The organism is Microbispora sp. H10836 (assembly GCF_012999525.1).
In the GTDB taxonomy this organism is placed as follows: Bacteria; Actinomycetota; Actinomycetes; order Streptosporangiales; family Streptosporangiaceae; genus Microbispora.
Genome location: NZ_JABBWU010000029.1, coordinates 89,783 through 104,334, shown reverse-complemented (window position 1 = coordinate 104,334; position 14,552 = coordinate 89,783). Strand labels below are relative to the sequence as shown.

The 14,552-nt window shown below is 70.2% G+C and carries 11 protein-coding genes; 5 read left to right on the top strand and 6 right to left on the bottom strand.

Going from position 1 to position 14,552, the window contains the following annotated elements:
• Together HHX30_RS43000 and HHX30_RS36540 are read right to left on the bottom strand one after the other, a co-directional pair.
• The coding region (locus HHX30_RS43000; RefSeq protein WP_169988273.1) for a sugar ABC transporter ATP-binding protein at positions 1-1,181 on the bottom strand (1,181 nt) is incomplete at its 3' end.
• An 18-nt stretch (positions 1,182-1,199) separates the two neighbouring features.
• Positions 1,200-2,402, bottom strand: coding sequence for an ROK family protein (locus tag HHX30_RS36540; RefSeq protein WP_169988271.1), 1,203 nt, complete (start codon positions 2,400-2,402; stop codon positions 1,200-1,202).
• Positions 2,403-2,557: 155 nt separating this feature from the next.
• Between HHX30_RS36540 and HHX30_RS36535 the strand changes: the two genes are divergently transcribed.
• Both HHX30_RS36535 and HHX30_RS36530 read left to right on the top strand, forming a co-directional pair.
• The gene (locus HHX30_RS36535; RefSeq protein ID WP_169988269.1) at positions 2,558-3,301 is read left to right on the top strand and encodes a beta-phosphoglucomutase family hydrolase; all 744 of its coding nucleotides are present in this window, start codon (positions 2,558-2,560) and stop codon (positions 3,299-3,301) included.
• The gene (locus HHX30_RS36530) at positions 3,298-5,703 is read left to right on the top strand and encodes a glycoside hydrolase family 65 protein (RefSeq protein WP_169988267.1); all 2,406 of its coding nucleotides are present in this window, start codon (positions 3,298-3,300) and stop codon (positions 5,701-5,703) included. Before HHX30_RS36535 ends, HHX30_RS36530 begins: the two co-directional genes overlap by 4 nt.
• 2 nt (positions 5,704-5,705) lie before the next feature.
• Here HHX30_RS36530 and HHX30_RS36525 read toward each other — a convergent pair whose 3' ends face one another.
• Positions 5,706-6,608, bottom strand: coding sequence for an SDR family oxidoreductase (locus HHX30_RS36525; RefSeq protein ID WP_169988265.1), 903 nt, complete (start codon positions 6,606-6,608; stop codon positions 5,706-5,708).
• A 102-nt stretch (positions 6,609-6,710) separates the two neighbouring features.
• Entirely contained in the window at positions 6,711-7,775 is a 1,065-nt protein-coding gene (locus HHX30_RS36520) for an MBL fold metallo-hydrolase (protein WP_169988263.1), read from the bottom strand.
• Positions 7,776-8,004: 229 nt separating this feature from the next.
• On the opposite strand from HHX30_RS36520, the gene HHX30_RS36515 reads away from it, so the two are divergent.
• Both HHX30_RS36515 and HHX30_RS36510 read left to right on the top strand, forming a co-directional pair.
• Complete coding sequence (locus tag HHX30_RS36515; protein WP_169988261.1) at positions 8,005-9,288, top strand: ATP/GTP-binding protein; 1,284 nt, start codon at positions 8,005-8,007, stop codon at positions 9,286-9,288.
• Positions 9,257-9,895, top strand: coding sequence for an RloB family protein (locus HHX30_RS36510; protein WP_169988259.1), 639 nt, complete (start codon positions 9,257-9,259; stop codon positions 9,893-9,895). Before HHX30_RS36515 ends, HHX30_RS36510 begins: the two co-directional genes overlap by 32 nt.
• Positions 9,896-9,932: 37 nt before the next feature.
• Here HHX30_RS36510 and HHX30_RS36505 read toward each other — a convergent pair whose 3' ends face one another.
• Together HHX30_RS36505 and HHX30_RS41010 are read right to left on the bottom strand one after the other, a co-directional pair.
• Positions 9,933-11,189: an MFS transporter gene (locus HHX30_RS36505; RefSeq protein ID WP_169988257.1), complete on the bottom strand. Its 1,257-nt coding sequence runs from the start codon at positions 11,187-11,189 to the stop codon at positions 9,933-9,935.
• Complete coding sequence (locus HHX30_RS41010; protein ID WP_211593230.1) at positions 11,182-11,766, bottom strand: helix-turn-helix domain-containing protein; 585 nt, start codon at positions 11,764-11,766, stop codon at positions 11,182-11,184. The genes HHX30_RS36505 and HHX30_RS41010 overlap by 8 nt, the downstream gene beginning before the upstream one ends.
• Positions 11,767-11,962: 196 nt before the next feature.
• On the opposite strand from HHX30_RS41010, the gene HHX30_RS36495 reads away from it, so the two are divergent.
• The gene (locus HHX30_RS36495; RefSeq protein WP_311923009.1) at positions 11,963-14,503 is read left to right on the top strand and encodes a glycoside hydrolase family 9 protein; all 2,541 of its coding nucleotides are present in this window, start codon (positions 11,963-11,965) and stop codon (positions 14,501-14,503) included.
• Positions 14,504-14,552 lie beyond the last annotated feature (49 nt).

The window sequence follows — 14,552 nt, the reverse complement described above, 5'->3', positions numbered from 1 at the left end:
ATGTCCAACGCCTGCGACAACCGCTTGGCCTCGGCGAACTCCGCCCGCCGATCCAGCCAGCCCAGCCACCGCGGCCGGGTATACCGGCTCAAACTCGCCAGCGTGATGTTCTGCGCCACCGGATGATCCAGCAGCAACGCCTGCGCCTTGCGCTCCTCGGGCGCCAGCCCCATACCCATCCGCACCGCCCGGGTCGTACTCCCCGGCCGCACCGTCCGCCCGTCCAGCACCACCCGGCCACTGGCCCGCCGCGCCCCGTAGATCGCCTCGATGATCTCGCTGCGACCCGACCCGACCAGCCCCGCCAACCCGAGGATCTCCCCCGCCCGGATACTGAACGACACATCCCGCACCCGGCCCGGCACACTCAGGTTCTCCACCCGCAGCACATCCGGCCGCCCCTCATGAGCGCCCCTGCCCGGCCGCGGCGGGAACACATACTCCACATTCCGCCCGGTCATCAACGCCACGATCTGCGAGGTCGGAGTGTCCTTGGCCGCCAGCCCCACCGCGACCGTCCGCCCGTCCTTCAGCACCGTCACCCGGTCACCGATCTGGCGGATCTCCTCCAACCGGTGGGAGATATAGATCACCGCGACCCCCGCAGCGGTCAGATCACGGATCACCCGAAACAGGTTGTCCACCTCGTCATGAGCCAGCGCGGCCGACGGCTCGTCCATGATGATCAACCGGGCCGAATGCGACAACGCCCGGGCCATGCTCACGATCTGCTTGTGCGCCGGCGACAACCGGCCCACCTCGGTCCGCGGCCGGATCTCCCCGTGCCCCAGCCGCTTGAGCAACTCCCCCGCCGCCCGATCGGCCTCACCCCTGCGGGAGAACCCGAAACTCGCCGGCTCATGCCCGAGGAAGATGTTCTCCGTCACGCTCAACCCGTCGACCAGGTCGAGCTCCTGGTAAATGGTCGCGATGCCATGGCCCATCGCCGCGGTCGGCGGCGCCAGCCGCACCGGCGCGCCATCCAGCAGCACCTCGCCCTCATCAGGCGCGTGAGCACCAGACAAAATCTTGATAAGCGTGGACTTCCCGGCACCATTCTGGCCGAGCAGGCAGTGCACTTCCCCGGCCCTGACCTCAAGGTCCACGCCGTCCAGCGCACGCACGCCGGGGAACTGCTTGACGATCCCCCTCATCTGAAGCAGGGGGTGTTCGTCTCCCATGGGGATCTCCCAACGATGTCAATTGCCGGAATAGACGTGGTCGGAGTAGACGTGATCGCTGATCAGGCGGGTGGCGCCGATGACACCCGCGGTGTCGCCCAGTTCGGACAGCACGATCGGCAGATTTCCGGTGGCGAGCGGCAGCGACCGGCGATAGACGACGCTTCTGATCTCCGCGAGCAGCACGTGGCCGAGCTTGGCCACGCCACCCGCGATGATCACAAGACCGGGGTTGAAGAAGCTCACCAGGCTCGCCAGGACCTGTCCCACCCGGCGCCCGCCGTCGCGGATCAGCCCGATCGCGCCCGCGTCGCCCTGCGCCGCCGCGGCGGCGACGTCCTCGGCCGTCAGCGTGCCCGCGACCGCGAGCCGCTCGGCCAGGTACGGCGAGCCGCCCGAGCGCGCCACCGCGACGGCCTCCCGCGCCAGCGCGGCGCCGCCGAAGTACGCCTCCAGACACCCGGAGTTGCCGCAGGAACAGACCGGCCCGAGGTCGTCCACCCGGATGTGGCCGATGTCGCCGGCGCTGCCGGACACACCGCGGTAGATCTTCCCGCCCACCACGATGCCGCAGCCGATACCGGTGCCGATCTTGACGAGCAGGAAGTCCTCGACGTGCCGTGCGAGGCCCGCGTGCAGCTCCCCGAGGGCCATGATGTTGACGTCGTTGTCGACCACCGTGGGGCAGCACAGTGCCTGCCCGACCGTCTCCCTGACCGGGTAGCGGTCCCAGCCCGGCATGATCGGCGGCACCACCGGAACGCCTTCGGCGAAGCTCACCGGCCCGGGGACGCCGATGCCGGCGCCGCTGAGATCGGTGAACAGCCCGTCCCTGCTCAGCTTGCCGAGCAGTTCGATGGCCCGGTCCAGCACGACGCCGGGTCCCTCTTTGATGTCACAGGGTTCGCTCAGGTGACCGAGCACCTCGAGCTCGCCGTTGGTGACCGCGACGTCGATCGAGGTGGCGCCGATGTCGATCCCGGCGAACCGGATGTCACGCGCGATCCGTACGCGGCCCGAGCGCCTGCCGCCGCGCGAGGCGGCCAGCCCGTCGGGCTCGGCGAGCCCGAGCTCGATCAGCCGGTCCAGCTCGACGTTGAGCTTCGACCGGGACAGGTCCACCACGTCGCCGAGTTCGGCGCGGGAACGCCCGCCGTCCCTCAGCAATCGCAGGAGCGCGGCCTGGTGCGCGTTCTCCGGCCTGATGGTCGTCCTCTTCACCTACGCCTCCGCGTCCCAGTGATTGGCTGGAAACGTACCCCTTTTCTGCTGATCTGGGAAGACCTTTTATCGATCCGATGCAACCTTTCGCTGGAATCAGCAAAAGTCGCCTCCGACGTACGGGGTAGAAGAGCAGGAGGACCGTTGGAGGGCGCATGCTGGGGTTGCCGGACGAGGTGCGCGGCTGCCTGTTCGACATGGACGGGGTGCTCACGCGCACGGCGCGGGTCCACGCTGCGGCGTGGAAGGAGATGTTCGACGAGTATCTGCGCGAGCGGGCGGCCGACAGCGGCACGCCGTTCGTGCCCTTCGACGAGACCGGCGACTACGAGCGGTACGTCGACGGCAGAAAACGCCTGGACGGCACCCGGGGGTTCCTGCGGGCCAGAGACATCGACCTGCCCGAGGGCAAGCCGGACGACCCGCCGGGCATGCCCACGGTCAACGGCCTGAGCAACCGCAAGAACGAACTGGTCCAGGCGATCCTCGACCGGCAGGGCGTGGAGGTCTTCGAGGGGTCGGTGCGCTACCTGCGGGCCGTCCGCGACGCCGGGCTGCGCCGCGCGGTGGTCTCCAGCAGCGCCAACACCGCGCGCGTGCTCGCCGCGGCCGGGCTGGACGACATGTTCGACGCGCGGATCGACGGCGAGGTGGCCAGGCGGCGCGGCCTGGCCGGCAAGCCCGCCCCCGACATGTTCCTCGCCGCCGCCGAGGCCCTCGGGCTCGCCCCGGCCGAGGCCGCGGTGTTCGAGGACGCGCTGGCGGGGGTCGCCGCCGGGCGCGCGGGCGGCTTCGCCGTCGTGGTGGGCGTGGACCGCGGGCATCAGGCCGGTGCCCTGCGGGACAACGGCGCCGACGTGGTGGTGACGGACCTCTCCGACCTGCTGGACGAGAAATGATCAAACATCCCGCCTTCGTGGTCGAGCCGTGGTCGGTGCGGGAGTGCCACCTGCACACCGACGTGCTCGCCCAGACCGAGTCGGTCTTCGCCCTGTCGAACGGGCACATCGGGCTGCGCGGCAACCTCGACGAGGGCGAGCCGTACGGGCTGCCCGGCACCTACCTCAACTCCTTCTACGAACTGCGCCCGATGCCGTACGCCGAGGCGGGCTACGGCTACCCCGAGTCCGGGCAGACGGTCGTCAACGTCACCAACGGCAAGCTGATCCGGCTGCTGGTGGACGACGAACCGTTCGACGTCCGGTACGGCACGCTGCACTCACACGAACGAGTCCTCGACCTGCGGGCGGGGACGCTCACCCGGAAGGTGTGCTGGAGCTCCCCGACCGGGGCGGAAGTGCGGGTCACCTCGACCCGGCTCGTGTCGTTCACCCACCGGGCCGTGGCCGCGATCCGCTACGAGGTGGAGCCCGTGGACCAGGCGCTCAGCGTGGTCGTCCAGTCGGAACTGGTGGCCAACGAGACCGTGCCGCCGCCGACCACCGACCCCCGCGCCGCCGCCGCGCTGGAGGCGCCGCTCGTCCTGGAGGAGAACGTCACCGCGCGCAACGGCGTGTGCGTCATGGTCCACTCCACGAGGGCCAGCCGGCTGCGGGTCGCGGCGGGCATGCGCCACGAGATCGACGGCCCGGACGGCACCCACGCGGAGTGCGACGGCGGCGGCAACGTCAGCCGGGTGACGGTCGCCACCCGGTTGAAACCCGGCGAGCGGCTGCGGCTGGACAAGTTCTTCGCCTACGGCTGGTCGGCCAAGCGGTCCAGGCCCGCGATGCACGACCAGGTCGTGGCGGCGCTGGCGGCGGCCCGGCTCACCGGGTGGGACGGGCTGTGCGACGAGCAGCGCGCCTTCCTCGACGACTTCTGGGCGGGCGCGGACGTCGAGGTGGAGGGCGACGCCGAGGTGCAGCAGGCCGTGCGCTTCGGGCTGTTCCACCTGCTCCAGGCGGGTGCCCGGCTGGAGCGGCGGCCCATCCCCGGCAAGGGCCTGACCGGCTCGGGCTACGACGGCCACGCGTTCTGGGACACCGAGAGCTTCGTGCTGCCGGTGGCCATCTACACCTATCCCCGGGCCGCCGCCGACGCCCTGATGTGGCGGCAGTCGATCCTCCCCCTCGCACAGGCGCGCGCCGAACAGCTCGGGCTGCGCGGGGCCGCCTTCCCCTGGCGGACGATCAACGGCGAGGAGTGCTCGGGATACTGGCCCGCGGGCACGGCGGCCTTCCACGTCAACGCCGACATCGCCGCCGCGGTCACGCGGTACGTCGACGCGACCGAGGACACCGGCTTCGAGCGGGACATCGGCCTGCCGCTGCTCGTCGCGACCGCCCGGCTGTGGTGCGCGCTCGGCCACCACGACGCCGAAGGCCGCTACCGCATCGACGGCGTGACCGGCCCCGACGAGTACAGCGCCGTCGCGGACAACAACGTCTACACGAACCTCATGGCGCAGCGGAACCTGCGGGCCGCCGCCGCCGTGGCCGTACGTCACCTCGACCGCGCGCAGCAGCTCGGGGTCACGCTGGAGGAGACGGCGACGTGGCGCGACGCCGCCGCGGCCATGTACCTGCCGTACGACGAACGGCTGGGGGTCCACGAGCAGAGCGAGGGGTTCACCGGGCACGCGGTGTGGGACTTCGCGGGCACCCGGCCCGAGCAGTATCCGCTGCTGCTCCACTTCCCCTACTTCGACCTGTACCGCAAGCAGGTCGTCAAGCAGGCCGACCTCGTGCTGGCCATGCACCTGTGCGGCGAGGCGTTCACCCCCGAGCAGAAGGCGCGTGACTTCGCCTACTACGAGGCGCTGACCGTCAGGGACTCCTCGCTGTCGGCCGCCACCCAGGCCGTGCTCGCCGCCGAGGTGGGGCAGCTCGACCTCGCCTACGCCTACCTCGGCGAGGCCGCGCTGATGGACCTGCGCGACCTGGAGCACAACACGCGCGACGGGGTCCACATGGCCTCGCTCGCCGGGGCGTGGATCGCGCTGGTGGCGGGGTTCGGCGGCATGCGGGCACGCGAGGGACGCGTCCGCTTCGCCCCCCGCCTGCCCTCGGGCATCACCCGGCTCACCTTCCGCGTCCGCTACCGGGGCCGGCTGCTGCGGGTCGACGTCACGCCGGACGGCACGACGTACCGGCTGCTGCACGGCACCCCCCTCACGCTGACGCACCACGGTGAGGAGCTCACGCTCGGCGCGCAGCCGCAGGCCCGGCGCAACCCGGCGCCGCCGTTTCCCGGCCTGCGGGTCAGGCAGCCCCCCGGCCGCGCGCCCGTTCCGCGACGACCCGGGGACCTGTCCATCGACCTCGCCTGCCCGCCGGAGCAGCCGGGCGAGGAGCTCTGAGGTCAGAGCATGGCCTGCAGGGAGGCGCCGGCCTGCTCGCCCAGTTTGGTCGGCAGATAGGGCTGCTCGGCCATGACGGCCTCCCAGTTGTCGCGGAGCGCCTCGACGGTGAGGTCGTCGGTCCGCCAGCCCGGCCCCTCGGCCACGAACACCCGGGCGACCCGGCCCGCGCCGACCGAGAACACCTCGCCGCTGGTCTCGCAGCTCTCGTGGGCCAGGTAGGCCACCAGCGGGCTGACCCGCTCGGGGGTGAACTTCTCCTCGAACTCCGCGGGCAGCAGCGACTCGGTCATCCGCGTCCACGCCACGGGGGCGATCGCGTTGGCCTTGATGTTCGCCCGCGCCCCCTCTATGCCGAGCGTCTTGGTGAGGCCCACCAGGCCCATCTTGGCCGTCGAGTAGTTGGCCTGGCCGAAGTTGCCGAACAGCCCGGCCGGCGAGGAGGTGTTCACGATCCGCCCGTACGCCTGCTCCTTCATGTGCGGGAACGCCGCCCGGCTGACCAGGAACGACCCGCGCACGTGCACGGCGATCACCGCGTCGAACTCCTCGACCGCCATCTTCCCGAACGACCGGTCGCGCAGGATGCCGGCGTTGTTGACGACGACGTCCACGCGGCCGAACGCGTCGAGAGCCGTCCGCACGATCGCCTCCGCGCCCTCCGGCGTGGCGACGTTGTCGGTGCTGGCCACCGCCTCGCCGCCGTTCTTCCCGATGAGCTCGGCGACCTCCGCCGCCGGGCCCGTGGACGCGCCGGAGCCGTCGAGGGCGCCGCCCAGGTCGTTGACGACGACCTTCGCCCCCCGCTGGGCGAGCAGCAGCGCGTGCGACCGGCCGAGACCGTGCCCGGCTCCGGTGACGATCGCCACTCTCCCGTCGAACCTGAGCTCGGACCCCTCAGACATGGCGCCACCCTTCCCTCGCAGGACCAGAAGAGAACATCGTTCTAGTTCTTCCAGAACGATATCCTCAACCGCTCAGCCGGAGAAAGCCGCCTTGACGGAGCGTCAGGCGGAGGGGCCGTACCAAAGGTCGGGCTCGCCGGGCACGCGGGTGACCATGCCCCGCTGCTCCAGCCACACCAGGTGGGCGAGCGTCTCGTTGTTGGCCGCCCGCCGCATGTACGCGGGGATCTCCTCCCAGCCGCGCGACCAGGTGAGCCGGGTGGCGATGTCCCAGCAGGTGGAGCCGTCACTCTCGGCCACGACGCGGCGCACCTCGGCCAGCCGCTCCTCGTGGTGCGCGATCACGTAGTCCACCCGGTCGGCCAGCTCCAGGAAGCGGTACTCGTGGGCGGGCAGCACCTCCTCGACGTCGAGCTTGCCCACCGCCCGCAGCGCGTCGAGGTAGTCGGCCAGCGGGTTGGCCGACGACTGCGGGTGCACGGCGACCATCGACGTGATCCGGGCGAGCACGTGGTCGCCGGAGAACAGCAGCCTGCGCTCCGGCTCGGCGAAGCACAGGTGACCGGGCGAGTGGCCCGGGGTCCACACCGCCCGCAGGTCCCAGCCGGGCAGGTCGAGCCGGTCTCCGTCCTCGATGAGCCGGTCGGGCGTCGCCATCGTGACGAACTGGCGCAGCATGACCGACGCTCCGGCGAGCTCCTCGGCCGTCAGGTCCGGCACGCCGCACCTCAGCAGGAGGGCGCGTTCCCGATGTACGAGCGACTCGATCGCCGACTCGTCGTAGCGGTCGTGCACGATGCGGGCATCGGCCGGGTGCAGCCCGATCCAGGCGCCGGAGACCTCCCGGATCCGCCCGGCCAGGCCGTAGTGGTCCGGGTGGATGTGCGTGACCAGCACGGCCTTCACGTCGGTGATCTCGTACCCGGCCGCGGCGAGCCCCGCGACGAGCGCGGCGTACGCCTCCTCGGTGTTCCATCCGGCGTCGATGATCACTACCCCGTCGGGGACCTCCAGGGCGTAGACCAGCACGTAGCGCAGCGGGTTGATCGGGATCGGGACGGGGATCGACCACAGCCCCGGCCGCACCCGCTCGACCTCGGGCAGTCTCCCGCCCAGCCACGCCGCGCGCTGCGCCTCGTTCGCCGCGGTCACACTCACCTTGTTCATCGGCTCCCCGCCCCTCTCGCAGCCCTGCCCGCTCGATTGTGCCGTCTTACCGAATCTGGTTCTACCGGAGGTGCCTCAGGCCGAGGCATGCGACCGCCTCTCCGGTTCGGAGCACAATCTGCGGCTCTGGCCGTACTTCGACGGCCGGGCTTATCGCCTCACGATCGACCGTGCGAGTATTCTGCGAGATCCAGCCTGAGAGTCGGCATAGGACGGGGTGTCAGGCGGAATGTTGCTGAGTTTCCGCACAGCCAACCATCGGTCGCTGCGTGAGGAGCAGCGTCTGCTCCTCACGCCCGCGTATGACGGGCAGGACACCGCCGACGTCGAGTGGCCGGCCGTCCCGGTCGCGGCGATCTTCGGGCCGAACGCCTCCGGCAAGTCCAACGTGCTTGATGCGATCAGGTACATGTCGTACGTCGTCAGATGGTCCTTCCGGGAGAACGAGCCAGGGGCAGGGCTGCGACGAAACCCCTTCGCACTCAACAGCGATGAACCGTCCACCTATGTGGTGGATCTCTCTATTGATGGAGTTCGATACACATACGGATTCGCAGTTGACGATCTCGCCGTAGTAGATGAGTGGTTGTACAGCTACCCGCGCAAGAGGGAACGTAAGATATTCGAGCGTAGCGGCGATACGTTCACCTATGGAGTGAATACTCCCGACTCCGTCAAGGGGTTGGCGGAACTCGTGGAGCCCAACGTTCTTCTTCTGTCCGTGGGTGCGCGTGCGCGCCAGGAGACGTTGCGACCCGTTTACGGCTGGTTCGCAGCTCAAGGCTTTCGCTCACCGTCCACCATCATGAACACGGAGACGCTCCTGGGCAGGCTGGGAAGTATGGAAATCCCCGAGCTTCAAGCCCGCATAGCCGACCTCATGCGCGCCGCGGACACGGGAATCACCGAATTCGAGGTCGTCGAGGAGACCGACGAGGAGCTGGCCGTACGGGCCGCGAGAAGGCCAAGGGTTGGAGGGGAATACATGCCCTCGCGCCGGACAAGGCTCTTGTTCCGGCATATGTGCGGCGCGGGCGAGTTCACGCTCCCCCTGCAGCAGGAGTCCGAGGGAACCCAGCAGATGTTCCACCTCGCGGTCTCGGTGCTTCCCGTCCTGCAGCACGGAGGCGTTCTCGTGGCGGACGAGCTGGACGCGAGCCTGCACACCTACCTCAGCGCCAAGCTGATCCAACTGTTCCAGGATCCGGTCACCAACCCGCGCGGCGCTCAGCTCGTCTTCGCCAGCCATGACTCCGCGCTACTGGGGCGGATTCAAGGGAGAGACGTGCTCAGGCGTGACCAGATCTGGTTCACCGAGAAGGGAGAGGACGGCGGCACTCAGCTGTTCCCGCTGACCGATTTCAAGCCGCGCAAGGAGGACAACAGAGAGCGCCGCTATCTGACGGGTCGCTACGGCGCCGTTCCGAACATGGACGACGAACTATTCACGGCGGCGCTTGCCACACGTGTAGATTCGGCGCATGTCCCCCCGGCAGCCCAAGAACGACAATAGCCGCAAAGGTAGCTCATCAATAGCGAGGCGGTCGCTCCTTGAACGACGGCCTTCCGGCACACGAGCCCAGAAGAAGCGTTTCCTTATCCTTTGTGAGGGCGAGACCGAGGAACGTTACTTTCAAGGCATGCGTACCCGTGGCGGTCCGGTGCTCGACGTTATCAATCCCAAGGTCGACCACGTCAACGTAGTCGTGGAAGCCCATCGACGTCGATGTCTGGACGATTACGACGACGGCGACGAGGTCTGGTGCGTTCTCGACACCGAACTCGACCGCGGGCTCGCTGATCGGATCCTGGCCAAGGCGGGCGGCACGATTCGCCTCGCGCTCTCGACCCCATGTTTTGACTTCTGGCTTCTGCTGCATCGAGAGGACCGCCGCGCTCCCTTTCAGACGGCGGGTGACGTCGAGAAGGCGCTGAAGCGGGCGCTGCCGGGGTGGAGTAAGGGAAGTACGAAGTTCGCGGACTTCCGGGACGGCGTCGACGATGCCTGCCGACGGGCCAGGGCCGTTGCCTCCGAGAAGAAGGACCACATGCGGAACCCGTCGACATCGGTGTGGAGGCTCGTGGAAGCCATCCGAGGATCCGCCGGCGGAGGACGATGATCCGCGAGGTTCCCGGCGGTCGTGGTGACCGCGTGCTCTACCGGAGGTGCCTCAGGATGGGACCGGCGGGGAGGCGTACGTACAGGAGGGCGGAGGCGAGGACGACCACGGCGGTGAGGGCCCAGACGGGACCGGCGCCGGCGACCCCCGCCAGCGGCACCAGGCAGAGCGAGGAGAGCATGCCGCCGAACTGGAGCTGCAGGGAGTCCACCGACATCACGGTCGCCCGGCGGTCCGCGGCCACCCGCCGGTGGACCAGTTCGGTCCTGAGCAGGGAGGCGACCGCGAGCGCGGTGAACAGCACGACGTAGGCGGCCGCGGCGGCGGCGATCGCGGCCCAGCCGCGCAGCACCACCGAGGCGGCCAGCGCGGCGACCGCCGCCGCCACCACGACGGTGGCGAGCACCGCCGCCCGGACGGAGCCGCGGGCCAGCCGGGCCGCCACCGGCGCGAGCGAGCTGCCGAGCGCGTTGGCGGCGAACCCGGCGAAGGTCACGAAGGCGTAGGCGGCGCCGCCCGTCTCGGCCCGCCCGGTGATCTCCGCGAGCCGGCCGGGGGTCAGCATCTCGATCGTGTTGAGCATCACGCCGCCCGCCGCGGCCACCAGCAGCAGCCGGCCGAGACCGCGGTCGGTCAGCCCGATCCGCACTCCGCCCGCGATCGTGACCGGCACGTCGCGGACCGCCGCGGTCAGCCGGGCCACCCGGCCCGGCCCCCGCGCCGTACGGCTCGGCTCGCGCATCAGCACGAGCACGGCCACGAGGAGGACGACCGCGGCCCCCGCCGCCGCCCAGACCGGCGCGGCCAGCGGATCCCGGCGTACGGCCAGCGGGAGCAGGCCCCCGGCGAGCGTGCCGAGCGCCAGGGCGGCCGAGCCCGCGACGTTGCCCGCCGCCAGCGCGGGCTTGAGGTCGGCGTCCGGGCCGTGCCGCTCGTGCAGCGTGTCGACGTACCACGCCTGCGCCGGTCCGCTGGACAACGCGCGGGAGACGCCCTTGAGCACGGACGCGACCAGGAACGCCCAGGCGGAGTGCGCCAGCGCCATGACGGCCAGCGCCGCCACGCCGACGACGGCCGAGGCGGCGAGCACCGCCCGCCTGCCGAGCACGTCGGCGAGCCCGCCGGTCGGCAGCTCCAGGACGACGACGGTGACCGAGTAGGCCGCCGTGACGAGGCCGATCTCGGCGATGTCCAGCCCGCGCCCGGCCATCAGCAACACCATCGGCGCCAGCATCAGGCCGGTCGGCAGCCAGGTGAGGAACTCGATCGCGGCGTACCGCCCGTGCTCACGCATGTCCGGCCGCCGGGTCGTCCCGGCGCGGATGGGCCGCCAGCAGCACCGCGACCGTGCGCGCGTCGGGGTCGTCCCGGTCCCGCTCGGCGGCCTCCAGGAACATGGCCGACACCCGCTCGTACAGGGCCGTCACCGTCGCCGGCGAGAGCCGTACCACCAGATCGGACATGCCGGCGGCCTCGACCCACGCCTCGCTCCACAGCTCACGCTCGCGCTCGAAGTTCTCCACGTCGGCGGTGAGCTTCTCGAGCTGGCGCCGCCGCAGGAACGCGGCGGCCTCCCGGCCCTCGGCGGTCGCGGCCATCTCCACGTCGCTCCAGGAGGTGAAGCGGTGGATCGCGCGCCACCGGCGCTCACGCCGGTCACGCCTGCCGGGATCCTGCTCCACGAAGCCGTATCGGGCGAGCTGACGCAGGTGATAGCTGGTGGAGCCGGAGCTCTCGCCGAGGCGCCCGGCCAGCTCGGTCGCGGTCGCCGGGCCGTTCGTGCGCAGCTCCCCCAGCAGCCGCACCCGCAGCGGGTGGGCGACCGCCTTCAGGGTCCGGGAATCGCGGACGTGGAAGACCTCCTGATCCATATCGCGGACACTACTTCGCAAAGGAACTTTTGCAAAGATATCTCTGCGGAAATGAAAGTTTCAGCTGCACGGCCCCGCAATGGCCGGTCAGCGGCGTCTTCCCCACCGGATCGTTGACGCCCGGCGAAACGCGAAGGAAACATGCCATTCGCTCACCGGCTTGGGAGCGCTCCCACACCACCCCCCGAGGACGACTGTGCTCAGACGAATCGGCATCCTCGCCGTGGCGGCACTGGCCACGGCATGCCTGACCGGCACACCTCCCGCCACGGCGGAGGAGGGCCCGGAACAGATCCCCAACGGCACGTTCGACACCACCACGGAACCGTGGTGGCACACCGCGAACCTGAACTTCGAGCTGACCGACGGCCGGCTCTGCTCCGACATCCCCGCGGGAACGACCAACCCCTGGGACGCGATCGTCGGCGTCAACGACATCCCGCTGGTAAAGGACGAGACGTACGCGTTCAGCTTCTTCGCCACCGCGACCCCCGGAAAGGTCGCCAGGGCGTACGTCCAGCTCCCGACCGACCCCTACACGCAGTACGTGGCGGCGGCCCCCGAGCTGAGCGTCTCGGGCAACACCTACAGCTACACGTTCACCTCACCGGTCGACCTGCCCAACGCGCAGGTCGTCTTCCAGCTCGGCGGCAGCGCGACGGCGTGGCGGTTCTGCGTGGACAACGTCTCGCTCAAGGGCGGGGCGCCGCCGGACGTCTACACGCCCGACACCGGCCCCCGGGTCCGCGTGAACCAGGTGGCCTACCTGCCCAAGGGCCCCAAGAACGCCACCGTGGTCACCGACGCCACCGCGGCGCTGCCGTGGCAGCTCAAGAACTCCGCCGGGACCGTGGTCGCGCACGGCACGACCACCCCGCGCGGCGTCGACGCGAGCTCCGGCCAGAACGTCCACTCCATCGACTTCGGCTCGTACGTGAAGGCCGGGACCGGCTACACGCTGACCGCCGACGGCGAGACCAGCCGGCCGTTCGACATCAAGCCCGACGCGTACGCCGGCCTCAAGCTCGACGCGCTGAAGTTCTACTACACCCAGCGCAGCGGCATCGCGATCGACGACGCCCTGCGTCCCGGCTACGGCCGGCCCGCCGGTCACGTGGGCGTCGCCCCCAACCAGGGCGACAAGAACGTCCCCTGCCAGCCGGGCGTCTGCGACTACACCCTCGACGTGTCCGGCGGCTGGTACGACGCGGGCGACCACGGCAAGTACGTCGTCAACGGCGGCATCTCGGTCGCCCAGCTCATGAGCGAGTTCGAACGCACCAAGAACGCCGCGACCGCCAAGCCGATCGGGAGCCTGAACATCCCCGAGAGCGGCGACGACGTCCCCGACGTGCTCGACGAGGCCCGCTGGGAGCAGGAGTTCCTGCTGAAGATGCAGCGGCCCGACGGCATGGCCCACCACAAGATCCACGACGAGAACTGGACCGGCCTGCCGCTGCTGCCGCACCTGGACGCGCAGAAGCGCGAGCTGCACCCCGTCACCACGGCCGCCACGCTCAACCTCGCCGCAACGGCCGCCCAGGCGGCCCGCATCTTCGCGCCGTACGACGCGGCGTTCGCGGCGAAGAACCTCGCGGCGGCGAAGAAGGCGTGGGCGGCGGCCAAGGCGAACCCGAACATCCTGGCCTCCACCGCCGACGGAGTCGGCGGCGGCACCTACGACGACGCCAACGTCAGCGACGAGTTCTACTGGGCGGCGGCCGAGCTCTACATCACCACCGGTGACAAGGAGTACAAGGACTTCGTCCTCGCCTCGCCGGTCCACACGGCCGACATCTGGCGGACGGGCGCCATGGACTGGGGCAACGTCGCGGCGCTCGGCCGTCTCGACCTGGCGACCGTGCCCAACGCCCTGCCCGGCCGCGACGAGGTGCGCGCCTCGGTGGTGGCCGGCGCGGACAAGTACCTCTCCGCGCTGAAGGCCCACCCGTACGGCCTGCCGTACGACACGACGTCCTACGACTGGGGATCGAACAGCATCATCGTCAACAACCTGGTGGTCCTGGCCACGGCCTACGACCTCACCGGCGACGTGAAGTACCGCGACGGCGTGCTGGAGGGCGTCGACTACATCTTCGGCCGCAACGCGCTCAACCAGTCGTACGTGACCGGCTACGGCGAAGTGGCGTCGAAGAACCAGCACAGCAGGTGGTACGCCCACGCGCTGGACACCTCGCTGCCGAGCCCGCCGCGCGGCACGCTCGCGGGCGGCGCCAACTCCGGCATCCAGGACCCGGTGGCCCAGGCGAAGCTGAAGGGCTGCGTGGCGCAGTTCTGCTACATCGACGACATCAACTCGTGGGCGACCAACGAGCTGACGATCAACTGGAACTCGCCGCTGTCGTGGATCTCGGCCTTCATCGCCGACCAGGGCGACGGCACGGTCAAGGCTCCGGCCTCGTGCAAGGTCACCTACACCACGCACGGCTCCTGGCCGTCCGGCTTCACCACCCAGGTCACCCTCAAGAACACCGGCACGAAGGCGATCGACGGCTGGTCGCTGAAGTGGTCGTTCCTGGGCGGCCAGAAGGTCGACGTCAGCTGGAACGCCAAGTTCTCGCAGCAGGCCGCGACCGTGACCGCCGCGAACGAGTCGTACAACAAGACCATCAAGCCGGGCCAGTCGGTCACCTTCGGCTTCAACGGCCTGGGCGCACCGGGGGCCAACCCCGCGCCCGACCTGTTCACGCTGAACGGCGCCGCCTGCTCCGTCTGACCGGCCGCCGCTCCTGAAGACCCCGGCCGCCGCCTCGGCAGAGGCGGCG

Bases quoted from the DNA above. Each gene is read 5' to 3' on its own strand.
- HHX30_RS36535 (WP_169988269.1), top strand. From the start codon at position 2,558: ATGCTGGGGTTGCCGGACGAGGTGCGCGGCTGCCTGTTCGACATGGAC.
- HHX30_RS36530 (WP_169988267.1), top strand. From the start codon at position 3,298: ATGATCAAACATCCCGCCTTCGTGGTCGAGCCGTGGTCGGTGCGGGAG.
- HHX30_RS36525 (WP_169988265.1), bottom strand. From the start codon at position 6,608: ATGTCTGAGGGGTCCGAGCTCAGGTTCGACGGGAGAGTGGCGATCGTC.
- HHX30_RS36520 (WP_169988263.1), bottom strand. From the start codon at position 7,775: ATGAACAAGGTGAGTGTGACCGCGGCGAACGAGGCGCAGCGCGCGGCG.
- HHX30_RS36515 (WP_169988261.1), top strand. From the start codon at position 8,005: ATGTTGCTGAGTTTCCGCACAGCCAACCATCGGTCGCTGCGTGAGGAG.
- HHX30_RS36510 (WP_169988259.1), top strand. From the start codon at position 9,257: ATGTCCCCCCGGCAGCCCAAGAACGACAATAGCCGCAAAGGTAGCTCA.
- HHX30_RS36505 (WP_169988257.1), bottom strand. From the start codon at position 11,189: ATGCGTGAGCACGGGCGGTACGCCGCGATCGAGTTCCTCACCTGGCTG.
- HHX30_RS41010 (WP_211593230.1), bottom strand. From the start codon at position 11,766: ATGGATCAGGAGGTCTTCCACGTCCGCGATTCCCGGACCCTGAAGGCG.